Below are 24,113 nucleotides of genomic sequence, written 5' to 3' on the forward strand. Positions count from 1 at the left end.
CTGCGGGTCAGGCGGCGGGCGGCGGCTGCCGGTCAGGCGGCGGGCGGCAGCACCTTCGCCACCAGCTTCGCCAGCTCGCGCAGAGCCTTGCCGCGGTGGCTGACCGCGTCCTTCTCCTGCGGGGTCAGCTCGGCGTTGGTGCGCTCCAGTCCGTCGCCCAGGAAGATCGGGTCGTAGCCGAACCCGCCGTCACCGCGCGGCGCCCGCAGGACCCGCCCGGACTGCCGGCCGTCGACAAGGTGCTCCTTGCCGCCAGGCAGCACCAGCGCCACGGTGCACACGAAGGACGCGGCCCGCTGCTCGTCCGGCACGTCGGCGATCTGGTCCAGCACCAACTGGAGGTTCGCCCGGTCGTCGCCGTGCTTGCCCGACCAGCGGGCGCTGAACACGCCAGGCATCCCGTTCAACGCATCCACCGCGAGCCCCGAATCGTCGGCGATCGTCGGCAACTCCGTACGCCGGCAGCCCTCCCGGGCCTTGATCAGCGCGTTCTCACCGAACGTCAGGCCGGTCTCCGGCAGCTCCGGATATTCCGGTACGTCGTCGAGCCCGAGCAGGGCGATCCGGTGCGCGCCCAACGCGCCGTCCAGGATCCGCTGAAGCTCCACAAGCTTCTTCTGGTTACGCGTGGCAAGCAGGACCTTGTTCATGCTGAGTCACCTTCGTTCGCGACTGCGGGGCTCGCAAGCTCACTCCTCGCGCTCACCCAATCACCTTCGTTCGCGACTGCGGGGCTCGCAAGCTCACTCCTCGCGTCGCAAGCTCACTCCTCGCGCTCACGCGAGCGCCTTCCGCTGGGCCTCGGCCAGGTCCGCGCAGCCCGCGACGGCCAGGTCGAGCAGGCTGTCGAGCTGGTCGCGGGCGAACACGCCCGCCTCACCGGTGCCCTGCACCTCGACGAAGTCACCTGCGCCGGTGCAGACCACGTTCATGTCCACCTCGGCGGCCACGTCCTCCTCGTAGCAGAGGTCCAGCCGCGCCTCACCGGCGATGATCCCCACGCTGACCGCGGCCACCGAGCGGTGCATCACCTTCTCCGGCTTGCCGGCCAGCGCCTTGCGTGCGGCGAGCCACCCCACGGCGTCGTGCAGCGCCACGTACGCGCCGGTGATGGCCGCCGTCCGGGTGCCACCGTCGGCCTGGAGCACGTCACAGTCGAGGACCACCGAGTTCTCGCCGAGCGCCTTCAGATCGATGCAGGCGCGCAGGCTCCGCCCGATCAGCCGGGAGATCTCGTGCGTCCGGCCGCCGACGCGGCCCTTGACGCTCTCCCGGTCGGAGCGGGTGTTCGTGGCCCGGGGCAGCATCGCGTACTCGGCGGTCACCCAGCCGAGCCCGGAACCCTTGCGCCAGCGGGGCACCCCCTCGGTGACGCTCGCCGTGCAGAGCACCCGGGTGCCGCCGAACTCGACGAGCACCGAACCCTCCGGATGGGTGCTCCAGCCCCGGGTCAGAGTCACCGGTCGAAGTTGATCGGGCCCTCGCCCGTCAGGTCGCGCCATGCCTGCACCCTATGCGGTGCGGCGATCCATCTCCCCCGGGGTGCCCCGGCGTCGCGCCCGGCGGGAGTCAGATGTCGTAGCTGGCGCCGGCCCGGACCACCTCGACCGGCCCGGTGTACGCGGAGGTGGCCGACTCCAGCGTGTGCGCCTCGCTGCCCCACGCCGCCACCAGATGCGTGAGCAGCAGCCGACCCACAGCGGCCTTCGTGGCCGTCTCGCCGGCCTCCCGACCGGTCAGGTGCAGATCCGGCGGATTGTCGACGCCGTCGAGGAAGCTCGCCTCGCAGAGGAACACGTCGGCGTTCTGGGCCAGCCGCAGCAGTTCGTCGCAGGGCGCGGTGTCGGACGAGTAGCACAGCGAGCGACCGCCGTGCTCCAGCCGCACCCCGTACGTCTCCACGGGATGGTTGACCCGGTCGACGGTGACGGTGAACGGGCCGATCGGGAAGGTGCCCGGCTCCAGCGCGTAGAACTGGTAGACGTCCTCCACAGTGCCGTCGTCGTGGTACGCGGCGCTGAGCCGGTCAGGAGCGCCGGCGGGCGCGTACACCGGCAGGGCCGGATAGGGGCCCTCCGGGGCGTAGCGGCGGACCACCACGTACGTCACTGCGTCGAGGATGTGGTCGCAGTGCAGGTGGGTCAGCAGGATCGCGTCGGGGGTGTGCAGCCCCGCGTACCGCTGGAGACTGGACAGCGACCCGGAACCGAAGTCGACGAGGAGTCGGAAGCCGTCGGCCTCGACGAGGTATGCCGAGCACGGGGACTCGGGGCCGGGGAAGCTGCCGGCGCACCCCAGGACAGTCAGTCGCATCGGGTCTTCTCGCTGTCACTGTCAGTAGTAACTGTGCCGGCGGCGCTCCCGGCCATGATCCCTACTGACACGTGCGCCACGCTGCGCAGCCTACGCCGGGGTGCCCGACCACCAGAATCATCCGCTCGAACTTGTCACGAACGTGACACCTACTCACAGTGCGGCGGGGTAGCGTGCGGGCGGACCCTCGCGGTCACGCCCAGAGCTGCCCCTCCAGGGCGTCCTCGGCATCGGCGAGCGTGCCGCCGTACGCGCCGGTGGACAGGTATTTCCAGCCGCCGTCGCACACCACGAAGGCCACGTCGGCGCGGCGGCCGTCACGGACCGCCTCGTGCGCCACCGCGAGCGCGGCGTGCAGGATGGCGCCCGTGGAGAAGCCGGCGAAGATGCCCTCCACGTCGACGAGCTGGCGGGTGCGCAACACCGCGTCCCGGGTGCCCACCGAGAACCGCCGCGACAGCACAGAGGCGTCGTACAGCTCCGGGACGTACCCTTCGTCGATGTTGCGCAGCCCGTAGACCAGCTCGCCGTAGCGCGGTTCGGCGGCGACGATCTGGATGCCGTCGACCTTCTCCCGCAGATAACGACCGGTGCCCATCAGCGTGCCCGTGGTGCCCAGCCCGGCCACGAAATGCGTGATGGTGGGCAGGTCGTGCAGCAGCTCCGGCCCGGTCGTCTCGTAGTGCGCCCGCGCGTTCGCCTCGTTGCCGTACTGGTAGAGCATCACCCAGTCGGGATGCTCGGCGGAGATCTGCTTGGCGGTCGCGACAGCCTGGTTGGAGCCGCCCGCCGCCGGCGAAAAGATGATCTCGGCGCCGTACATGCGGAGCAGCTGGACCCGCTCGGTGGAGACGTTCTCCGGCATCACGCAGACCAGCCGGTAGCCCCGCAGCTTGGCAACCATTGCCAGCGAGATGCCGGTGTTGCCGCTTGTCGGCTCCAGGATCGTGTCACCCGTGCGCAGCCGACCGGCCTCCTCGGCCGCGCGGACCATGAACAGGGCCGCGCGGTCCTTGATGCTGCCGGTCGGGTTCCGGTCCTCCAGCTTGGCCCAGAGCCGCACCGGAGGCGCGCCGTCGGGAACCGTCGGGGAGAGCCGGGGCAGACCGACGAGCGGTGTGCCCCCGCAGGCGTCGAGCAGGCTGTCGTACCGCGCCATGACGGCAGACCTCAGCGAGCAGCGACGGCGTGCTGGCTGATCGCGGCAGCCGCCGCGAAGCCGAACGCGCCGCCGGCCACGGCCGGCAGGATGGTCACGCTGTCGCCGTCGGCGAGCTTGGCCTCCAGCGCACCGAGGAAGCGGACGTCCTCGTCGTTGACGTAGACGTTCACGAAGCGGTGCAGCGCACCGGCGTCGGTGATCAGCCGGCTGCGCAGCCCAGCGTGCCGGGAGTCCAGGTCGACGAGCAGGTCGCCAAGGGTGTCGCCGGAACCTTCGACGACCTTCGCGCCGCCGGTGTAGCTGCGCAGGATGGTGGGGATGCGAACCTCGATAGCCATGATGTCGTGCTCCTCAATTCAGGTGTGCCAACGGTGACAGGAAGGACAACGGGTGCGGACGCTGACGGATCAGCGGCCGGAACACTCGTAGTCGACAGTCGCCGGGCTCTGCCCGAACATGTAGGACTGCACGGCGTGCGGGTCGACCCCCGCCTCCACGATGCGGACCGGCTCCTCGGTCACCACGCCGTCGACGATCCGGAACGACCGGATCTCCTCCGAGTCGGGCTCACGGGTCGAGACGAGCAGGTAGTGGGCCCCCGGCTCACCGGCGAAGGAGACATCCGTGCGGGACGGGTACGCCTCGGTGGCGGTGTGCGAGTGGTAGATGACCACGGGCTCCTCGTCCCGGTCGTCCATCTCCCGCCACACCCGCAACTGCTCCATCGAGTCGAACTCGTAGAAGGTCATCGACCGCGCGGCGTTTTCCATCGGGATGTGCCGGGACGGGGTGTCGCTGCCGACGGCACCAGCGACGACGCCGCACGCCTCGTCGGGGTGGTCCCGGCGCGCGTGGGCGACGATCGCGTCGATGATCGACCGCTCGATGCTCAGCACGTCCACCAGCCTAGCCCGTGCTGGGCCGCGGCCTGAAGTGGTGCCGCTCACGCTTAGTCGATCAAGGCGTTGAGCAGCGACTCCTGTAGATACCCCAGGTACGCGTAGACCGACAGTTGGAACACCCGGCTGGACGCCGGATCCTCGGCCACCGCGTCGTCCAGCTCCTCGCCCAGGTCCGTGCCGTCCTTGATCTCCAGCCGGACGCCCATCGCGAGCCGCGCGTCGTTCAACGCCCGCAGCCACGCCTCCGCCGCCTCGGCGTCCAACCGCACCTCGCCGCCCGCCTCGTCAGGCAACGCGGCCAGGATGGCCCCCGCCTGGTCGATCTTGGCGGTCTTCAGGTCACCCTCGGTGTAGCGGCGGAACTCGGCGGTGCCCGGCGCGTCCTTCGGATAGACCGCCGGGAAGAGCCGACCCACTACCGGGTCGGTGTGGTCGAAACCGTCGGTGAGTAGACCGACCACCTCGGAGGCCACCTTGCGCAGCACCCGCGCCTCGTCGACCGCGAAGGTGGCGACATAGCGGCCAGCCTGCCGCCGGAACATGCTCACGACGCTGATCCCGTTCGCGACTGCAGGGCTCGCAACTCCGGCTCACTCCTCGCGCTCACGAGCGGTCCACCGTCGCCCACAGCCCGTACGCGTGCAACTGCGACGCGTCGTGCTCCATCCGCTCCCGGGCGCCCGTGGAGACCACGGCACGCCCCTTGTGGTGCACATCAAGCATGAGCTGCTCCGCCCTCTCCCGGCTGTAGCCGAACAGCTTTTGGAAGACCCAGGTCACATACGTCATCAGGTTGACCGGGTCGTCCCACACGATCGTCACCCATTGCCCGTCGGCCGCCGGCACCTCGACGGTGGCCGGCGTCTCGACCGGTGCAACCTGCGGAGCCGCCATGCCCCCCATCGTGCCACCGGTTTCCCGGAACCGAGGAACCGGAACGCCGGCTCGTCGCGGATCGCCCATCTCGACCGCCCCTGGGCCGCCCCGGCCGCCGTCGGAAACGAGGCACGGTGGACGTCCGCGACAGCGGGCTGCGAGGCCGTCAGGCGAGCAGGATGCCGTGTTCGATGGCATCGGAGAGCACCCCACCCAGCGAGAGGCGGATCACCTCGAACCGTCGGGAGACCTCCCGGGAAAGTTCCAGCTCGACCTCCCGCAACGCCCGCTGGGACCACCGTCGCGCCGCGCTCTGGTCGTCGTTGCCAGGGGTACGCCACTGCTGCCAGCAACCACCGGAGAGTGCCACGGCGACCGGTGGAAGCACCTCGTCGCGGTACGCCGTCGGATAGCCGGCCAGCGCGTCAATGGCCTCGGCGCCGGTCAGCTTGGCCACCCCGGCCGTACTGGTGATCAGCAGGACCGGGTCCAGGTCACGGCCCTGCCGGTGGTCTGCCAGGCCGTACTGCACGGCCGTGGCGATCCGGCGGCGTACGCCCTCGGCCGGCGGCGCGCCGAGCACCTGGGTGGCGGCGTCGCCCAGGATGCGCCGCACCGCGTGATCGCACTGCGCGGTGGCCAGCAGCGACAGGGCGGCCATCTCGCGGTCCAGCAGGTCCGGCAGGCCGGCGCAGCCGACCCCGAAGACGATCTCCTGGACCGCCCGCAGGTGGATGTTCGCCAACTCCAGGGCGAGATGCTGGCGGATCCGCTGTGCGCAGGATCGGGTCTGCCGGTCGAGCCGCTCGGACCAGTCCCCCGGGTCGGCGACCGCCGTCACCCGGTCGTGCTGGCCGGGCAACATCGGCGGGTCGTTACTGGCCCGGTGCAGTCCTTCACCTGCCGACCAGCCCACCAACGCCCGGCGCAGGTCGGCGGGATCCGCGCCGCCGACCGGGAACCACCGCGCCCCGGCCAGGGAGGGCACGGCGGCCAACAGTGCCGCCCGGTGCGCCTCCACCGTCACCGCCGTCGAGTCGACCTCCCCGGGGCGGTCTCCCGCCGGGGAGGTCGACCCCGCCTCACGATTCGTCGCCGTCCTGTCGGCCGGCGGTGCCCAACCCGCTGCTCCGGGGGTCACCGCGAAGACGACCTCGACGGGAGATGCGGCCACCTCGGCGAGCAGGTTCAGCTCCGGGGCCGTGAACGCCTGATCGGCGGAGATCACGAACAGCAACGCGCCGGCCCGTCCGACAGCATCGAGCAACACCCGAGCGCCCGCGACGCCGAGGCTCCCCGTGTCGGGTGTGTCGATCAGAGTGAAGTGCCGCAGCAGCGGCTCGGGCACGCTCAGCTCGACCCGACGTGCCGGGCGGGCCAGCGCCGGACCTGCGGCGTCACGGTCCGCGCCGTACGAGTGCGGCTGGCGGTAGCCGGGCACGAACGCCGCCCGGGTGGGCACCTTGGCGTGGCGCACCACCAACCAACTGCCCGCCGGCACGGTGAGCATCACCGGGTCGAGCCCGACCAGGGCGGCGAGGACCGCGCGCCGGTCAGCGCCGGCCGGGCCGACGGCGACGACGCCGAGCGGCTCCTGGGCCGCGGGGCCTGTCACACCGACCCGGGCGGGCAACGGGTCACAGGTCGGCTGGCCGGTCGGGTCAGTCATCGCCATCGGCGAGTCGACCGGGGGGAGAGGGCCCTGCTGCATCAGGTGCCTCCCGAGGCAGGCGACCGGTCGTGCCGGTCGCGTGGAAACTCCGGTGGCAGTACCCGGATGCCCGGAAGACTACGGGCGGCCCCCCGACCAGGCAGAACACTTCGGATACTCATGGGTAATTGTGCCACTACTCAACTTCGCTGCGTGACGGTGCGAGCGCAGACGGAATTCGATGGATATGCTGCGCGGATGAGTCGATGGAAGTTCGTCGGGCGGACCGACGAACTCAACCGCCTGCTGGCGGCGGTGACCGGCGAGGCCGGCCGGGGGCTCTTCTTCAGTGGCAGCGCTGGCATCGGCAAGAGCCGGCTGCTGCGCGAAGGTGTCAACGCCCTGCCCACCGACCGGTACGCGATCTGGTCCATCGCCGCCAGCGCCACCACTGCCGCGCTGCCCTTCGGCGGGCTGGTCCAGGTCCTCCCCGCCGAGCAGCCCCAGGGGCTCTCCCCCGCAGGCATCCTGCGCTGGGCGCTCGGCGTCCTGCAACAACAGGCCGCCGGCCGGCGGATCGTGCTCGCCATCGACGACGCGCACCTGCTCGACCCGCCGTCGGCGGCGCTGGTGCACCTGGTCGCCCGGTCGGACAACGCGACAGTCGTCGGCACCCTGCGCGACGGCGAGCAGGTCCCCCTGCCGATCCGCGCGCTCTGGACCGACGACCTGGTCGAGCACGTCGAGTTGACCCCGATGCCACCGTCGGAGACCGCCGGCCTACTGGCGGCGATCCTGGGCGGCCCGGTCGACGCCGGCTCCGCGGACCGGCTCGGCCGGCTGTCGGCCGGCAACCCGCTGCTGCTGCGCGAGCTGGTGCACGCCGCCAACGGCAGCGAGGAACTGAAGCGCACCTACGGGATCTGGAAGTGGACGGGCCGGCTGGAGTTGGCGCCCAACCTCACCGACCTGATCGACACCCGTGTCGGGCAGCTCACCGACGGCGTCCGCACTGTCGTCGAGCTTGTCGCCTTCGGTGAACCACTCGGTCTGCACCTGCTCAACCAGGCTGCCGACCCGTCCGATGTGGAGATGGCCGAGGAGCGCGGCCTGATCACCGTCGTGCAGCACGACCGGCGGACCAACGTACGGCTGGCCCACCCGCTATACGGCGAGGTGATGCGCCGCCGCTGCCCGGTCAGCCGCACCCGCAGGCTCCAGGCACACCTCGCCGAGCTGCTGGAGCGCGTGGGCAAGCGCCGCCGCGACGACCTGCTCCGGGTGGCGGTGTGGCGACTCGACTCGGGCACCGCGCAGGACCCGACACTGCTCGTGGACGCCGCGGTGCAGGCGTTCACCCGCTACGACGTGCCGTTGGCGACCCGGCTGGCACGCGCCGCGCTGAACGCCGACGGCGGCTCGGACGCGGCGGAGCTGCTGGCCACCATCCTGATGTTCGCCGACCGGCCGGAGGAGGCGCTCAGCGTCCTCGACGCGGTGACCCTCGAACCGGACGACGAGCGGCGGCTCTGCCGTTGGCTGACCGTACGCGGGATGGTCAGCTACTGGGGATTGAGCCGCGAATCCACAGTGGAGGAGATCGCGAGCCGGGTCGAGCAGCTCAGCGACTCCGCCGACCGGGCCCGTGTGCACGCCTTCGAGGCGATCATGCGCCTGCATCGGCTGGACACGACGACCGCGGTGCGGCTGAGCCAGCGTGTGCTGGACCGGCCGGCGGCCAGCGTCGCCGCCCGTGAGCTGGCCCGCAGCACCATCGCGCACGTCCAGGCCGCGCAGGGCGAGTTGGCCCGCAGCGGTGCGGCGATCGCCCAGGTGCACTCGGCGGCGGCCAGTTGGCGCACCGACATGCCGTACCTGCAGCTGGCCCTGGAACTGGCCCGGGGCACCCGGCTGATGCTCACCGGCGACCTGGTGGGGATCGACGCGATCGTGGCCGACGAGTTCGCCGACCTGGCGGGTGCCGGCGATTTCCGGCTCGGCACCGGCTACCTGGCGATCCTCCAGGCGTACGCGGCACGGTTGCGCGGGCAGAGCGACTTGGCGATGCGTACCTCGTTGGGTGCCTGCGCGGTGCTGGCCACCAGCCGGGTCTACGCCGGTCTGGCCCAGGCCGAGCGCGCGCAGGCGGCGGCGTTGCGCGGTGACGCGGCGCAGGCCGCCGAGGCGATGGCCGAGGCCGACCGCACCCACGCACCGGGCATGGCGGTGCTCTACCCGTGGCTGGAGCAGGCCCGGGGCGCGGTGCTCGCCGCGTCGGGCGACCTGCCGGGCGCGGTCAAGCAGCTCAGCGACCTGGCCGACCGGCTGCGGGCGGACGGTTTCGCCGGGCACGAGGTGCACGTCCTGCACGACCTGGTCCGACTGGACCAGGCAGGCGCACCGACCGGTCCGACCTGCCGCGACGGTGGCCGGCGCACTGTGGCGCAGCGCCTCGCGGAACTCTCCGAGCAGGTGGACGGGGTGCTTCCGCCGCTGCTGGCCCGGCACGCCCGGGCTGCGGTGACCAACGACCCCACGGATCTGCTCGCTGTCGCCGACGACTACGCCGCGCTGGAGCTGACCGTGTACGCGGCCGAGGCCACCGCCCAGGCCCTGCACCTGCTGCGCCAACAGCAGTCGGTGGCGGCGGGCGAGGCCCGGGAGCGCCTGGCCGGTCTGCTCGGCCGGTGCCACCTGATCCGCACGCCCGCGCTGCGCGCCGGAGCGCCGGTGCTCACCGACCGCGAGTGGCAGGTGGCCCGCCTCGCCGCGCACGGCGCGACAAGTAAGGCCATTGCCGAGCGCCTCTACCTTTCGGCCCGCACTGTCGAGAACCACCTCCAGCGGATATACACCAAGCTCGGCGTGACCGGTCGGGCCGAGTTGTGGGCCGCTCTGCGGGCGATCCCGGGCCACGAGGGCGACTACGCGGACTGAACCTTAGGCTGGGGCGGTGAGCAACCTCCGCCCCGCGCTGTTGACCGACCACTACGAGCTGACGATGGTCAGCGCCGCACTGAAGGACGGCACCGCCGACCGTCGCTGCGTCTTCGAGGTGTTCAGCCGTCGGCTGCCGAGCGGCCGCCGTTACGGCGTGGTCGCCGGCACCGCCCGGCTGATCGAGCTGATCCGCGACTTCCGGTTCGACCCGGCCGAGGTCGACTTCCTCCGCCGGACCGGCGTGGTCGACGACGCGGCGGCGGCCTGGCTCACCGACTACCGCTTCACCGGCGACATCGACGGGTACGCCGAGGGTGAGCTGTTCTTTCCCGGCTCGCCGATCCTCACCGTCTCCGGCGGCTTCGCCGAGTGCGTGGTGCTGGAGACGCTGGCGCTGTCCGTGCTCAACCACGACTGCGCGGTGGCGGCAGCGGCGGCCCGGATGGTGACTGCTGCCCGGGGCCGGGCTCTGATCGAGATGGGGTCACGCCGCGCCCACGAGGAGGCGGCGGTGGCCGCGGCGCGGTCGGCGTACCTGGCCGGCTTCCGGTTCACCTCCAACCTCGCCGCCGGCGCCCGCTACGGAATCCCCACGGCGGGCACTGCCGCGCACGCGTTCACGCTGCTGCACGACGACGAGCGCGCCGCGTTCGCCTCGCAGGTCGCCACGCTGGGCAAGGACACCACGCTGCTTGTCGACACGTACGACATCAGCCAGGGCATCCGCAACGCCATCGCGGTGGCCGGGCCGGAGCTGCGGGCGGTACGGATCGACTCGGGTGACCTGGCGGTGATCGCCCAACAGTCCCGCGAGCTGCTCGACTCGCTGGGCGCCACCGAGACCAAGATCATCGTTTCGGGTGACCTGGACGAGTACGCCATCGCCGCGCTGGCCGCCGAACCCGTCGACATGTACGGCGCGGGCACCGCGGTGGTCACCGGCTCGGGTGCGCCCACCGCCGGGCTGGTCTACAAACTCGTCGAGGTCGAAGGCCGGCCCGTGGTGAAGCGCTCCGAGCACAAGGCGACAATCGGCGGCCGGAAGGTCGCGGTCCGCCGGCACAAGCCGACCGGTACCGCCACCGAGGAGATCATCGTCTCGCAGGGCGTGCCGGACCGGCAGGCAAACGACCGCATGCTCCAGCGCTCGTACGTGGCTGACGGCGAGCCGCTGACCCTGCCCACCCTCGACGAGTCACGGGCGCACCTGCGGGAGTGCCTCATCTCCATCCCGTGGGAGGGGCTGAAGCTGTCCGCCGGTGACCCGGCCATCCCGGTCACCGTCGTACCCGCCGCCTGAGTTCGTTCCGGACCTCCGCCACAGACCTGAGCACGAGAAGAGAGGTACCCGATGGCAAACGCGCTGATCATCGTGGACGTACAGAACGACTTCTGCGAGGGCGGCTCCCTTGCCGTCGCGGGTGGCGCCGGGGTGGCCGCCGGCATCTCCCGGCTGCTCGCCAGCGAGCCGGAGCGGTGGGATCACGTGGTCGCCACGAAGGACTACCACATCGACCCTGGCGCGCACTTCGGCGATCCGCCGGATTTCGTGGAGTCCTGGCCGCGGCACTGCGTGGTCGGCACCAGCGGCTCGGAGTTCCACCCCGACCTGGCCACCGGGCGGGTCGAGGCGATCTTCCACAAGGGCGAGCACGCTGCGGCGTACTCCGGGTTCGAGGGGCACGCCGACGACGGCGAGTGCCTGGCCGACTGGCTGCGCCGGCACGACGTGGACCGAGTCGACGTGGTCGGGATCGCCACCGACCACTGCGTCCGGGCCACCGCGCTGGACGCCGCCCGCGAGGGCTTCGCCACTACCGTGTTGCTGGAGTTGACAGCCGCTGTCGCTCCGGCGACCACCGACGTGGCCCTGCGGGCCATGGACGGCGCCGGCGTGACGCTGCACGGCGAGCCTGTGATCAGGGCCGCATGATGCGGTAATTGGGTGGCCATCGGTCCGCCGCCGGTCGAGGATGTCGCCGGAGGTAGGGACCAACGTGAACATGAAGCCTTACCGGGCGGCGCTCGCGCTGCCCGGCCTGCGGTCGCTGTTGCTGATCGCCGTCCTGGCCCGCATCCCGCTCACAGCGACCGGGATCACGCTGACCTTTCACGTGGTTCTCGACCTCGACCGGGGCTACGGGGCCGCGGGCCTGGTGGGCGCTGCCATCACCGTGGGCGCGGCGATCGGCGGCCCGCTGCTCGGCCGACTTGTGGACCGTCGCGGTCTGCGCCCGGTGCTGGTGCTGACGGCGGTAGCCGAGGCGGTGTTCTGGAGCACGGCGCCGTCACTGCCGTACGCGCTGCTGCTGCCGGCCGCCTTCGTGGCCGGCTCGCTGGCCCTGCCCATCTTCTCGGTGGTCCGCCAGTCCATCGCCGCGCTGGTTCCGGAAGATCAACGGCGACCGGCGTACGCGTTGGACTCCATGTCGGTCGAGCTGTCCTTCATGATCGGCCCAGCGCTGGCGGTCGCCCTGGTCACCGCGATCTCGGCACAGACCACCATGTACCTCGTCGGTGGTGGCATTGTCGCCGCCGGTATCGCCCTGTGGCTTGTCAACCCGCCGATCCGCGGCGCCGCCGAGCCCGTCGGACCGCGACGCCGGGTGCCGCACCGGGAGTGGCTGACGCCCCAACTGCTCGCCGTCCTGGCGCTCAGTGCCGCCGCCACCCTGGTGCTCGGCGGCACTGACGTGGCGGTGGTCGCCGTCCTGCGGGCCAGCGGCGAGGTCGGCTGGACGGGGGCGGTGCTGACCATCTGGGCGGTCGCCTCGCTGGCCGGCGGATTCGCCTACGGAGCCGTGCACCGTTCGTTCTCGCCGCTGGTGCTCACCGGGGCGCTGGCTCTGTGCACCATTCCCGTCGGGCTGGGCGGCGCACACTGGTGGCTGCTCTGCCTGGCGCTGATCCCGGCCGGGGCTCTCTGCGCGCCGACCATCGCGGCCGGCTCGGACGCGGTCAGCCGACTGGTCCCCGCCGAGGTACGCGGCGAGGCCATGGGCCTGCACGGCTCGGCCGTCACCGTCGGCATCGCCATCGGCGCACCGCTAGCCGGCGCGGTGATCGACGCCACTACGCCGCTCTGGGGCTTCGTGGTGACCGGCGCGCTCGGCGCCTTGGTCACATTGGTCGTGCTCCCGATCGAGCTGCGCCGCCGCAGCACCGCTGCCAGCGCCGCACCTCTACCGCAACCCGACGCGGAGCTCGCTCCCGCCAACCGCTAATCCACCGCGCCACCAAGCGGCCGCCGCACCCATCGCCACTCCGGCGCGCCACCGCACACCGATCGCCACTCCGGGAGCCGCCACGCGCCCATCCCGATTCGGCGCCACGCCGCACCCATCCTCACTCCGGCACGCCACCGCACACCGATCGCCACTCCGGCAAGCTGCCCGTTACCTTTTTGATCGTCCCCAGCCGGGGACCCTCGGTCGCCCGGCCCGGTATGACTTCCTGCCCCTGTCGTTCGGATGATCCGGGGGGTGTTGTCGCCGGGTCGGGTGGCGTCGGCGGACCGCTGATAGGGACACGGCCACCCGTGTTCGGGGTAGGTCTCTTCGTAACGTGGCTGCCGGCAGTCCGACGCCTGACCAGCGGCCGGGGCCACGGGAAGATGCGTGGAGGCGGGTGTGGTGCACGACGGTTACGGCGTCTACCTCGGGTTGGACGTCGGCAAGGGTGATCACCACGCGGTTGGGTTGGCACCGGACGGCAGACGGTTGCACGACGCGGCGTTGCCGAATACCGAGGTCCGGCTGCGGCAACTGTTCGACAAACTCGCCCGTCACGGCACGGTGTTGGTGGTGGTCGACCAGCCCGCCTCGATCGGCGCCTTGCCGGTCGCGGTCGCTCGGGCGGCCGGTCATCAGGTTGCCTACCTGCCCGGCCTGGCGATGCGCCGCATCGCCGACCTGCACCCCGGAAACGCGAAGACCGACGCCCGCGACGCCTACGTCATCGCCGACGCGGCCCGCACCCTGCCCCACACGCTGCGGCGGGTCGACACCGGCGACGAGACCCTGGCCGAGCTGGAAGTCCTCGTCGGCTTCGATGACGACCTCGCCGGCGAAGCCACCCGAGTGTCCAACCGCATCCGGGGCCTGCTCACCCAGATCCACCCTGCCCTGGAACGAGTCCTCGGCCCTAAGGTGCACCACAAGGCTGTGCTGGAGCTGCTGTCGCGCTGCGGCGGCCCGATCGGACTGCGCAAAGCCGGCCGCCGCAAACTGACCTCGATCGCCGCCGCCCACGCGCCCCGAATGGGTGAGCGGCTCATCGAGCAGATCATGACCGCCCTCAACGAGCAGACCGTCACCGTCCCCGGCACCACCGCAGCGGAAACGATCCTGCCCCGCCTCGCCGACAGCCTCCGCGACGTCCTGCGCCAACGCGACCAGGTCGCCGGCGAGGTCGAGCGGATCCTCGATGCACACCCTCTCGCCTCGGTCCTGACCTCGATGCCCGGCGTCGGCGTCAGGACCGCAGCCCGGATCCTGCTCGAAGTCGGCGACGGCAGCAGCTTCGCCACCCCCGGCCACCTCGCCGCCTACGCCGGCCTCGCCCCGGTCACCCGACGATCCGGCAGCAGCATCCGCGGCGAACACCCACCACGAGGCGGCAACAAGAACCTCAAACGCGCGTTCTTCCTCGCCGCGTTCGCAGCCCTCGCCGACCCCGTCAGCCGGGCCTACTACGACCGCAAACGCGCCGAAGGCAAACGCCACAACGCCGCCCTCATCTGCCTCGCCCGACGCCGCTGCGACGTCCTGTTCGCCATGCTCCGCGACAAAATCCCCTACCAACCCCCATCAACCCACGTCGCTGCTGCCATGTGAATCCACGGCGAGGACCGTCACTCGGTCGTCATCAGCGTCATAACCGATGATCGGCACAGCGTCAAAGCCCTCAGCGGTCATCACCACCGGCTTGCCCAGCCTGCGGCCGATTGCCCTCATCAACCCGCACAGCACGTCCAAGCCCCGCTGGCCCTGCAACTCCCTTAAATCGACATCAAAGTCGATCTGCTCAACTGCGTACGGCCGGAAGATCGCAAGCACGTCAGGCGCCGGCCAGACCTTCAGCGTCACGCCCGCCTCATGCCGCAGGCTCAGCATGTCCTCAACGTGGTGCGGCACACGAACGACCCGCCCGTCCACCGCGTACTCGTAGGCCCAACCCTTGGACCGAACGAGGTCCACGACGGCTTGCCAATCGGCGACAGTCGTGTCAGGCACATGCACGTCCGGCAGCACCCCGTTCGACTCAAGATCGAACCACTCACTTACGTCATCCCACGCGAGGTCAGCCACGTCGCCATGCTGTCGGCACTGTCTTCCAACCGCACCCCTGTTCTTCCTTGACGAAGGCCATAGGGACACCCCCCCGGGGTGGGCCTGTCCTCTCGTCGCACTGATACCTGTGAGTCATCAATATGACTCACAGGTATCAGCTTCTCAGGGACCCGACCCGACCCGACCGCCGAGGCCAACGACAACAACAAAGCCACGCCGGGATCGGAGCCGCAGTCCAGCAACACAGCCCAGCAACACGGCCCAACAACGCAGGCCAGGCCACGACGCCACGGACCGCGTCCACCCGCACGGCCCGCGCCCGCCCGCACCGCACCGCACCGCCCGCGTCCGCCCGCACGGCCCGCGTCCACCCGCACCGCACCGCACCGCACGGCCCGCGTCCGCCCGCACGGCCCGCGTCCACCCGCACCGCACCCGCACGGCCTACAACGACACCGCACCCCCGCACCTACACCGGCAGCCGCAGCGGCAGCGGCACTGTTGGCGCGAGGCGAGACGCGGGTCTTGCTGGCCGGACATGGCGACGGGCGCCGCTCCCGGTGTCCCGGGGGCGGCGCCCGTCGTACGGCTCAGCTGAGCGTCAGTTGCGGTCGATGTCGCTGGCGGTGTCCTCGCGGTAGCTGGCACCGCCGTCGGACTCGCTGGTGAGCGGCTTGGAGCCACCCTCCGGCGGACCTGCCAGGCTCTGGCCACCGGCGGCCAACTCCGGGAACTTCTCGTCGAACGCCGGCCGCTCGGAGCGGATCCGGGGCATCCGGTCGAAGTTGCGCAGCGGCGGCGGGCTGCTGGTCGCCCACTCCAGCGAGTTGCCGTGACCCCAGGGGTCGTTCACCTCGACAACCGGGCCGGTCTTGTACGCCTTCCAGCAGTTGTAGATGAACGGCAGCGTCGAGATACCGGTGATGAACGCGCCGACCGTCGAGATCATGTTCAGCGTGGTGAAGCCGTCGCTGGGCAGGTAGTCGGCGTACCGGCGGGGCATGCCCTCGTTACCGAGCCAGTGCTGCACCAGGAACGTGGTGTGGAAACCGATCATGGTGAGCCAGAAGTGCACCTTGCCCAGGCGCTCGTCGAGCATCCGGCCGAACATCTTCGGGAACCAGAAGTAGATGCCGGCGAAGACCGCGAACACGATGGTGCCGAAGAGCACGTAGTGGAAGTGGGCCACTACGAAGTACGAGTCCGACACGTGGAAGTCCAGCGGCGGGCTCGCCAGCAGCACACCGGTCAGACCACCGAAGAGGAACGTGACCAGGAAGCCGACCGCCCAGAGCATGGGCGTCTCGAAGCTGATCTGGCCCCGCCACATGGTGCCGATCCAGTTGAAGAACTTCATACCGGTCGGCACGGCGATCAGGTAGCTCAGGAAGCTGAAGAACGGCAGCAGCACCTGGCCGGTGGCGAACATGTGGTGCGCCCAGACGCTCATGGAGAGCGCGGCGATCGCGATGGTCGCGGCGACCAGGCCCTTGTAGCCGAAGATCGGCTTGCGGGAGAAGACCGGGATGACCTCGCTGATGATGCCGAAGAACGGCAGCGCGACGATGTACACCTCGGGGTGGCCGAAGAACCAGAACAGGTGCTGCCAGAGCATCGGCCCGCCGGTCGCCGGGTCGTACACGTGGGCACCGAGGATGCGGTCCGCGGCGAGCGCGAAGAGCGCGGCGGCCAGCAGCGGGAAGACCAGGATCACCAGGAGGCTGGTGACCAGGATGTTCCACGTGAAGATCGGCATCCGGAACATGGTCATGCCGGGCGCGCGCAGGGTGAGGATCGTGGTGATCATGTTCACCGCGCCGAGGATGGTGCCCAGGCCGGAGATGGCCAGACCCATGACCCACATGTTGGCGCCGACGCCGGGCGAGTGCTCGACGCTGCTCAGCGGCGCGTACGCGAACCAGCCGAAGTCTGCGGCACCGCCCGGGGTGATGAAGCCGGCGGTCGCCATCGTGCCGCCGAACAGGTACAGCCAGTAGGCGAAGCTGTTCAGGCGAGGGAAGGAAACGTCGGGCGCGCCGATCTGGATCGGCACGATGTAGTTCGCGAAGGCGAACACGATCGGCGTCGCGAAGAACAGCAGCATGATCGTGCCGTGCATCGTGAAGAGCTGGTTGTACTGCTCGGGCGAGAGGAACTGCAGCCCGGGTCGAGCCAGCTCAGCCCGCATGACCAGGGCCATCAGGCCACCGATCATGAAGAACACGAACGCGGTGATCATGTACATGATCCCGATCTGCTTCGCGTCCGTGGTTCGCAGCAGCCGCGCGATGGCCGACCCCTTGACCGGCTCCCGGACCGGCCAGGGCCGGGTCACGACCGGCTTGGGTGCGACGGTGGTCACGAGTGGCCTCCGGTTCTCGGTTGTCGCTCGGCACACGCTGGTTATCTGCGGGCCGTCATCCGTAGGGAGGATAGTCCCCGGCAGGTCGCAGCGCCGCGTGGGGTGGCGTGACACGATCTACTACGGGCCTACAGCGGGCCGATCAGTAGCCGGTAGTGCCCCCCGAAGATCCGTCCACCGCGTCCGCGCAGCAGCGGGTCGCGCAGCGCCGGCGGCACGTCTCTGGTGCGGTTGCGGTCCCGGGTCCGGTCGGCCACCCATCGAGTACGCGGGCGACGACGACTCTCGTACGCCACAAGTGCCGCGTCGACGCTGCTGGCTGCGCACAGTGATTCGGCAAGCACCACGGCGTCCTCAAGTGCCATGGCGGCACCCTGCGACAGGGTCGGCGCGGTGGCGTGGGCGGCGTCACCGACCAGCAGCACCCGTCCCCGGTACCAGCGGCCCAGCTCCACTTCGTCGGTGAGCCCGACGTGGACCTGGTCCGGCGTCAGCATCTCCAGCACCTCGGGCACGGGCCCCCGGTACTCGCCGAAGAGTTCGCGGAGCCGGGCCAGCGGGTCGGCGGGCGTCTTGGTGCCGGCCTCGTCGGCGTAGCAGTGCAGCCGACCCTCACCAATCGGCACCAACAGCAGGCCGGAGCGCTGCCCGAGCAGCGCGGTCCACTCGCTGACGGGCGGGCCGTCGCGTAGCACCGCCCGGTAGACCACCTGCCCGACGGGGCGGGGCGGCCCGCCGAGCGCGGCCAGCGCCCGGACCGAGGAACGCGGCCCGTCGGCGCCGATGACCAGGTCGTACTCGGTGGTGGTGTTGTCGGTGAAGGTGACGCCGACGCCTCCCGGAAGCAGGTCCAGGGCGCGGACCTCGGCGCCGTGGCGGACGGCGCCGCCGGCACCGCTGAGCAGCACCCGGTGCAGGTCCGCCCGGGGCAACGCCCGGCATTCGCCGACGCCGGCCCAGAGGGTGTCGAGATCCACCTCACACAGCGGCGCGCCTGTCGCGTCGAAGAAGCACTGCCTGTGGATGACCTGTCCGAGCGGGCGGACCGGGTCGTGCAGGTCGAGTCGGCGCAACGCGCGGGCGGCGTTGCCGGGCAGGTAGAGGCCTGTCGCGGTCGACTCCCCCGGCGGCAGTTTGTCGGTGACGTCGGGCCGGAAGCCCGCCAGGCGTAACGCCCGGGCCACGGCGAGGCCGGCGATGCCTGCGCCGACGACGAGGATGCGCAGGGGAGAGCCACCCATTGTGGTGTACGCCTCCGGAGGGGTTACGGCACGCGTTGGAGGCAACACGCTACTCGGCGCAATCGGCGCACACCAGAGCCCGACCGGCCGCCCGGAACCACCTCTCGGGGACGCGTGCCGCTCAGCTGGACGTGCGGCGACGGCCGTACGGCGGGCGGATGGCAATCCTCACATTTCACCAGTTTGACGCGAACGGTTGCGCCAGAGTTTCAGGCATGTAAATGTGTCAGCGAGCGTGGGAGCGCTCCCGCACCTGCCCCGACCCGTTCGGCGCGCCGCACGCGCCGCAGTCAAGGAGCGTCATGAAACGTCCACTTCGGGCCCTGCTGGCGGCGGGCCTGCTGCTCAGCGGCTCGCTCTTCGCCGTAGCCCTCGGAGGCACCGCCTCCGCCGACACCCAGATCTGCGAACAGTACGGCTCCACCACCATTCAGGGCCGGTACGTGGTGCAGAACAACAAGTGGGGCACCACCGCCCAGCAGTGCATCAACGTCACAAGCACCGGCTTCGAGATCACCACGCAGAACGGCAGCAACCCCACGAACGGCGCGCCCACGGCGTACCCCTCGGTGTTCTTCGGTTGTCACTACACCAACTGCTCTCCCGGCACGAACCTGCCGATCCAGGTGAGCCAGATCAGCAGCGCCACCAGCAGCATCAACTACCGGTACGTCAGCGGCGCCATCTACAACGCGTCGTACGACATCTGGCTGGACCCGTCGCCAAAGCGCGACGGCGTCAACCAGATGGAGATCATGATCTGGCTCAACCGGCAGGGTTCGATCCAGCCCATCGGCTCGCGGGTCGGCAACACCACCCTCGCCGGCCGCACCTGGGAGGTGTGGCAGGGCAGCAACGGCTCGAACAACGTCATCTCGTACGTCGCGCCGTCGGCGATCTCCAGCCTGAACTTCAGCGTGCTGGAGTTCATCAACGACGTTCGCAACCGGGGCGCCATCACCAACAGCTGGTACCTGACAAGCATCCAGGCCGGCTTCGAGCCCTGGCAGGGCGGCGCCGGCCTCGCGGTGACCTCGTTCTCCGCGAACGTCAACGGCGGCGGCAACAACAACCCCACCACCCCGCCCCCGGGGACCACGCCACCGCCGGGCGGCAGCTCGGGCTGCGCGGTGAAGTACACGCCGAACTCGTGGAACAACGGCTTCACCGCTGACGTGCAGATCACCAACACCGGCTCCAGCACGATCAACGGCTGGACGCTCAACTACACGCTGCCCAGCGGACAGCAGGTCACCAACGCCTGGAACGCCACGGTCAGCCAGAGCGGGTCCTCGGTGACCGCCCGCAACGCCGGCCACAACGGATCGATCGCACCCGGCGGCACGGCAAGCTTCGGCTACCAGGGAACGCTGAACGGGTCGTACTCGTCCCCGACCAGCTTCTCGCTCAACGGGACGTCCTGCTCCCGCGCCTGATACGGCCACTGTGCGGGGTCGCGACCGAAGTCGCGACCCCGCATCCGCATCCTCGCCGCCACCACCGCCCAGCAGCCCGACGCCGACCCGGAGATCATCGCGTTGACCGTCGCCTGGTCAACCTGGCGACGAACATCCCAAGTCCGAGCCCGACGACCCACTACCAGCGCAGACTCGGCCACTTAGCTTGAGACTTACTCGTCTAGGGCTCGAGCGTGGCGGGCATGCTGAAGGCGGCGACGTGACGGGCACCGATGAAGGCGTTGCTCTCTACGATCTTCCCGTTCTCGATCCGGAGTACGTCGACGACCAACGCCTCGTAGTGCGGGCTGCCGGGCCGGCGGAGATAGTTGATCAGTGCCGGGCGCCCGTTGGCCGAGGTGGGGAACGTACGCCAGTCGAGCGGTCGGCCGAGGAACTCCGCGGCCGCGTCGATCCCGACGACCGGCGGCTCGGGCGGCATCGTGATCCGTACGTCCTCGGCGAGCAGTGCCCGGAAAGTCTCCGGGTCCCTCGCGTTGGCGTAGCGGCGCAGGATCTCTTCGTCCTCACTGCTGAGCTGCGGGCGGCGCCAGTCCTTCGGGTCCGACGGCGCTTGCCGCCGGAGGGTGTGGCGGGCCCGCTGGAGGAGGCTGTTGACGGCCGCTACGGCGGTGTCGAGCGCGGCGGCGATCTCCTGCGGCGTCCAGCCGTGGACGTCGCGCAGCACGAAGGCAGCCCGCTGCCGCGGCGGCAGGTACATGAGCGCTGCGATCACGGCCAGCTCGACGGTTTCCCGGGCGGCGAGACCGGTCTGCGGATCGTCGGCCAGCAGGGCGTCGGGATAGGGACCGAGCTCGGTGGACCACTCCAGCGGGTCACCGTACGGTACCGTCCGGTGACCGGCCGCCTTGCGGCTGTCGAGGAAGACGTTCGTGGCGATCCGGTAGAACCAGGTGCGCGCCGACGCCCGACCCTCGAAGCGGTCGCGAGCCCGCCAGGCACGCAGGAAGGTCTCCTGCACCAGGTCGTCCGCGTCGGTGACGTTCCCGGCGAGGCGGTAGCAGTGCACGTGTAGCTCACGCCGGTGCTCGTCGAAGGCGCGCTGCAGCCAGACCGCCTGCTCGTCAGGCGAGTCGGACATGTGATCTCCCCGGGGCTGACTGGTCCTCACAACCGTACTGACGACCGCGGGCCCCATCCGTCATCGGTCACCGATGACGATCGCCGACTCGGTCGTCTGTACCTGTGACCGATCCCCACTCCACGAAGGAGATAGCCATGACGGCAACCCCCGCGTCCAGCGCCGCAGCGCCCCCGGTCGTCGACCGGGAGACCTGGCTGCGCGAGCGCAACGAACTGCTGGTCCGGGAGAAGGCCCATACCCGTGAAGGAGACGCGATCGCAGCCGCTCGTCGTCAGCTGCCGATGACCTTGATGCCGACGGTGACGGTGCGGGGCCCTGGCGGGGACACCCCGCTGGTGGAGGTGTTCGAGGGCCGCCGGATGCTCATCGCCTACTTCCACATGTGGCACGACGGCAAACCGTACGAGCATCAGTGTGAGGGGTGCACCTTCTCGACCTGTCACATGCAGATGCTGGACTACCTGCACGCTCGGGACGTCACCTACGCCGTGTTCTGCCAGGGTCCCTACGACGAAAGTGCCCCGTTCGCGGAGTTCATGGGCTACAGGTTCCCCTGGTATTCGGCGAAAGACTCCGACCCGGCTCTGGCCGACGGTCGTGACTTCGGGTTCATCGCGTGCTACCTGCGCGACGGCGACAAGGTCTACGAGACCTACTGGACCACCGGGCGGGGCGTGGAGGCGTTGATGACCACGTACCACGCCCTGGACCTCACGGTGTACGGCCGGCAGGAGAACTGGGAAAACTCGCCTGAAGGCTGGCCGCGGGTCACCGGGCACCCTTGGCGTCTCAACGGCCGCCCCACCGCGCAATGGTCACGCCCCGGCGTCGCACCGCGATGACGTCCTGATGATCGAGGTGATCATGCTCGGGTCGGCCGCGGTGTCAGCCTGCTGCTGCGTCGTGCCGCAGGCGGGCGCTTCCCGCAGAGCCCGAATGCTTGCGGGTGCGACAGTCGCTGTCATGGTCGCGGTGACCCTCGACGCCGCACCGGTTGTGCAGCACGCGGGCACGCTGCTGCTCCTGGCCTTGGCGGTGGCAATCGTCGTCGGCGATCCGACCGAGCGCGGCCCGGAGCTGGAGTGGCACCGTATGGCCGGGGCCGTGCTCATGGCGCTCGCCGTGCTGATGCATCAACACGGCGAGTCGATGGCTACCCGCCACATGGCCGCCGGGCCCCGGACGGACCACGGCACCGTCACCGGCCATGACGCGGCGCTCGTGTTGCTACGCGCCGCCACGGCCGAAGTGACCATTGCTGCCAGCCTCGAGGGTCGACACTGGCGGTTACAAGGAAAGACGCGAAGACGGTAAACAGCAAAAACAAGCGTAGTGTCGAGGCTCGGGGCACAGACCTCAACGCCCTGAAGAACCTTGCCGTTTTCACACCGCGACAGCCCGTCGGAGGCGATCCCTGTCGTCGTCGGCACCAACCACCACGTCGTCCTCGGATTCGATTCGCCAAGCGGTGGAGAAGGCACGCACGTCCCATCGGCCAGAGCGCGCCTCGTCAACGAGGTTGAACAGCAGGCTGTTTTCATCACGCAGCCGTGCACCTCGCGCTTACAGCCCAAGCAGGGCGTCCAACTCGGCGGACAAGCCCAAACTTCACTCACTGGCCACAGACCTCGATCAAGGCATAGCCTTCAGTCGTACGCCTGCATTCTCGGCCGCACGTTCCGCGGCACTGATTATTGAATCAATCTCCCGCGAATACAATCCGAGGTCCTCCACTGCCTGCACAAACGTCATAATCTTTGCGTGCAGCATGAGGTCGTCCGGCAATTCGATAGTTGATTGGGGAAGGAGCGCATCTCGGGCGACTACCTCCGCAAGAATTTCGTCCAGTCGAACGTCGCTGGACGACTTCGCTACCCGGGCCGCGAATTTTGGCACAAGCTCCACAGATGAAGGAGACGGAAATCGCTCCCGAAGCACGGCAGCGGTTGCCTGGTCAATGAGTTCGGCCGCCGCCTCGCTGGACTCCTCATCAGGCAGCGCTGACAGGAGTTCTCGGTCATAGGAGGCTTGCGCCTTGAGAATCTGCCCGACCACCGACCTGGGTCCACTCGTAGGCAGGGCACTTCCTAGCCCTGCAACAGTCGGCCGCTTGCGTGCTTTGCGGCGTAGCCGGTCGGCCCGCGATTCGGCCGCTCGCACCAACTCGGCACACTGCTCTCCACTTGGGAACTGACTCTGCACCAGGTCGGCGAGAATCGGCAGGATGCCTCTCTTCACATTCCGGCTCACAGAAGAGGAATTATTGAAAGCCAGGTCAATCAGCTCAGCGATTTGGAGGTCGGTCGCCGACCTGCCAGTACGGTTGATTACGCCTTCCAGGTACACGGCTACACGCTGGTCGGACGCCTCTCGGGAGAACGTGCGGCGCATCGCCAGTACCCATGCTTGAAATATCAGTTCCGGCGTCGATCGGGGGTGCGCCAGCAACCAAAAGGCATGCCTACGGTGTCCGCTTCGAAGAATCCTCCATGCTGCAAGCCCAGCGGGGCTGAGCATGTGCTGAGGACCATCGGTGGCGCCATGGTTCATCGACTCCGCTCCCTGACTAGGCGTGGCTACGGCCGCGATCGCCGCGGGACCGGCTCATTGGCAGCACAGAACCATCCGGGTATCGGCTCACGGAGCACACCCTCCCTCACAAGTTCGCGACACACTTGCTCGGCACAGTGGCCGACCTCCGACCCCGCTCCTTGAGATTGATTCGAGAAGCGCAACAAACGCCATGGATCAAATACCGCGGAATCATCGGGAAGAAGATCGACGTCCACCTCACGGCCGACTGCGTCGACCAT

The 24,113-nt window shown here is 69.8% G+C and carries 22 protein-coding genes; 8 read left to right on the top strand and 14 right to left on the bottom strand.

All coding sequences use genetic code 11. The annotated features are described in order from the left end of the window. Positions 1–32 precede the first annotated feature (32 nt). From rdgB to ADK66_RS14605, 9 genes are all read right to left on the bottom strand, one after another. Complete coding sequence (gene rdgB, locus ADK66_RS14565; protein ID WP_053655578.1) at positions 33–650, bottom strand: RdgB/HAM1 family non-canonical purine NTP pyrophosphatase; 618 nt, start codon at positions 648–650, stop codon at positions 33–35. Positions 651–776: 126 nt separating this feature from the next. Next, positions 777–1,502 (bottom strand): ribonuclease PH, encoded by a 726-nt coding sequence (rph, locus tag ADK66_RS14570; protein ID WP_053655579.1) that lies wholly within the window; start codon positions 1,500–1,502, stop codon positions 777–779. Positions 1,503–1,569: 67 nt separating this feature from the next. Continuing rightward, positions 1,570–2,313, bottom strand: coding sequence for an MBL fold metallo-hydrolase (locus ADK66_RS14575; protein WP_053655580.1), 744 nt, complete (start codon positions 2,311–2,313; stop codon positions 1,570–1,572). A 193-nt stretch (positions 2,314–2,506) separates the two neighbouring features. After that, a complete protein-coding gene (locus ADK66_RS14580; protein ID WP_053655581.1) occupies positions 2,507–3,472 on the bottom strand; it encodes a PLP-dependent cysteine synthase family protein in 966 nt (321 codons plus the stop codon). A gap of 11 nt (positions 3,473–3,483) precedes the next feature. After that, a complete protein-coding gene (locus tag ADK66_RS14585) occupies positions 3,484–3,813 on the bottom strand; it encodes a MoaD/ThiS family protein (protein WP_053655582.1) in 330 nt (109 codons plus the stop codon). Between the two features lie 69 nt (positions 3,814–3,882). Beyond that, complete coding sequence (locus tag ADK66_RS14590; protein ID WP_053655583.1) at positions 3,883–4,371, bottom strand: Mov34/MPN/PAD-1 family protein; 489 nt, start codon at positions 4,369–4,371, stop codon at positions 3,883–3,885. 53 nt (positions 4,372–4,424) lie between these two features. Next, on the bottom strand, positions 4,425–4,919 hold the full coding sequence (locus ADK66_RS14595; protein ID WP_197281524.1) for a DUF2017 domain-containing protein: 495 nt from the start codon (positions 4,917–4,919) through the stop codon (positions 4,425–4,427). A 61-nt stretch (positions 4,920–4,980) separates the two neighbouring features. Further along, positions 4,981–5,271 (bottom strand): ATP-dependent Clp protease adapter ClpS, encoded by a 291-nt coding sequence (clpS, locus tag ADK66_RS14600; RefSeq protein WP_053655585.1) that lies wholly within the window; start codon positions 5,269–5,271, stop codon positions 4,981–4,983. 148 nt (positions 5,272–5,419) lie between these two features. Next, entirely contained in the window at positions 5,420–6,964 is a 1,545-nt protein-coding gene (locus ADK66_RS14605) for a hypothetical protein (protein WP_053655586.1), read from the bottom strand. Positions 6,965–7,162: 198 nt separating this feature from the next. On the opposite strand from ADK66_RS14605, the gene ADK66_RS14610 reads away from it, so the two are divergent. From ADK66_RS14610 to ADK66_RS14630, 5 genes are all read left to right on the top strand, one after another. Then, positions 7,163–9,841, top strand: a complete 2,679-nt coding sequence (locus ADK66_RS14610) for a LuxR C-terminal-related transcriptional regulator (RefSeq protein WP_053655587.1) — start codon at positions 7,163–7,165, stop codon at positions 9,839–9,841. Between the two features lie 16 nt (positions 9,842–9,857). Continuing rightward, on the top strand, positions 9,858–11,144 hold the full coding sequence (locus ADK66_RS14615; RefSeq protein WP_053655588.1) for a nicotinate phosphoribosyltransferase: 1,287 nt from the start codon (positions 9,858–9,860) through the stop codon (positions 11,142–11,144). Between the two features lie 51 nt (positions 11,145–11,195). After that, complete coding sequence (locus ADK66_RS14620; protein WP_053655589.1) at positions 11,196–11,777, top strand: isochorismatase family protein; 582 nt, start codon at positions 11,196–11,198, stop codon at positions 11,775–11,777. A gap of 40 nt (positions 11,778–11,817) precedes the next feature. Further along, the gene (locus ADK66_RS14625; protein WP_053655590.1) at positions 11,818–13,068 is read left to right on the top strand and encodes an MFS transporter; all 1,251 of its coding nucleotides are present in this window, start codon (positions 11,818–11,820) and stop codon (positions 13,066–13,068) included. 408 nt (positions 13,069–13,476) lie between these two features. Next, the gene (locus ADK66_RS14630) at positions 13,477–14,679 is read left to right on the top strand and encodes an IS110 family transposase (protein WP_157552495.1); all 1,203 of its coding nucleotides are present in this window, start codon (positions 13,477–13,479) and stop codon (positions 14,677–14,679) included. Here ADK66_RS14630 and ADK66_RS14635 read toward each other — a convergent pair. The 3 genes from ADK66_RS14635 to ADK66_RS14645 form a co-directional block, all read right to left on the bottom strand. After that, entirely contained in the window at positions 14,653–15,153 is a 501-nt protein-coding gene (locus ADK66_RS14635; protein WP_053655591.1) for a hypothetical protein, read from the bottom strand. The genes ADK66_RS14630 and ADK66_RS14635 overlap by 27 nt on opposite strands. Before the next feature lie 583 nt (positions 15,154–15,736). Continuing rightward, entirely contained in the window at positions 15,737–17,497 is a 1,761-nt protein-coding gene (gene ctaD / locus ADK66_RS14640) for a cytochrome c oxidase subunit I (RefSeq protein WP_053655592.1), read from the bottom strand. A 128-nt stretch (positions 17,498–17,625) separates the two neighbouring features. Further along, a complete protein-coding gene (locus ADK66_RS14645) occupies positions 17,626–18,738 on the bottom strand; it encodes an FAD-dependent monooxygenase (protein WP_053655593.1) in 1,113 nt (370 codons plus the stop codon). A 302-nt stretch (positions 18,739–19,040) separates the two neighbouring features. Between ADK66_RS14645 and ADK66_RS14650 the strand changes: the two genes are divergently transcribed. After that, a complete protein-coding gene (locus ADK66_RS14650) occupies positions 19,041–20,174 on the top strand; it encodes a cellulose binding domain-containing protein (protein ID WP_053655594.1) in 1,134 nt (377 codons plus the stop codon). Between the two features lie 202 nt (positions 20,175–20,376). Here ADK66_RS14650 and ADK66_RS14655 read toward each other — a convergent pair whose 3' ends face one another. Beyond that, positions 20,377–21,297: an RNA polymerase subunit sigma-70 gene (locus tag ADK66_RS14655; RefSeq protein WP_053655595.1), complete on the bottom strand. Its 921-nt coding sequence runs from the start codon at positions 21,295–21,297 to the stop codon at positions 20,377–20,379. Between the two features lie 137 nt (positions 21,298–21,434). Here ADK66_RS14655 and ADK66_RS14660 point away from each other — a divergent pair, with 137 nt between their 5' ends. Then, positions 21,435–22,142, top strand: coding sequence for a DUF899 family protein (locus ADK66_RS14660; RefSeq protein WP_053655596.1), 708 nt, complete (start codon positions 21,435–21,437; stop codon positions 22,140–22,142). A gap of 7 nt (positions 22,143–22,149) precedes the next feature. After that, on the top strand, positions 22,150–22,614 hold the full coding sequence (locus tag ADK66_RS14665; protein ID WP_053655597.1) for a hypothetical protein: 465 nt from the start codon (positions 22,150–22,152) through the stop codon (positions 22,612–22,614). Between the two features lie 318 nt (positions 22,615–22,932). Here ADK66_RS14665 and ADK66_RS31425 read toward each other — a convergent pair whose 3' ends face one another. Further along, positions 22,933–23,850: a hypothetical protein gene (locus ADK66_RS31425; protein ID WP_157552486.1), complete on the bottom strand. Its 918-nt coding sequence runs from the start codon at positions 23,848–23,850 to the stop codon at positions 22,933–22,935. Positions 23,851–24,113 lie beyond the last annotated feature (263 nt).

It is taken from the genome of Micromonospora sp. NRRL B-16802 (assembly GCF_001279555.1).
Classification (GTDB): domain Bacteria; phylum Actinomycetota; class Actinomycetes; order Mycobacteriales; family Micromonosporaceae; genus Micromonospora; species Micromonospora profundi.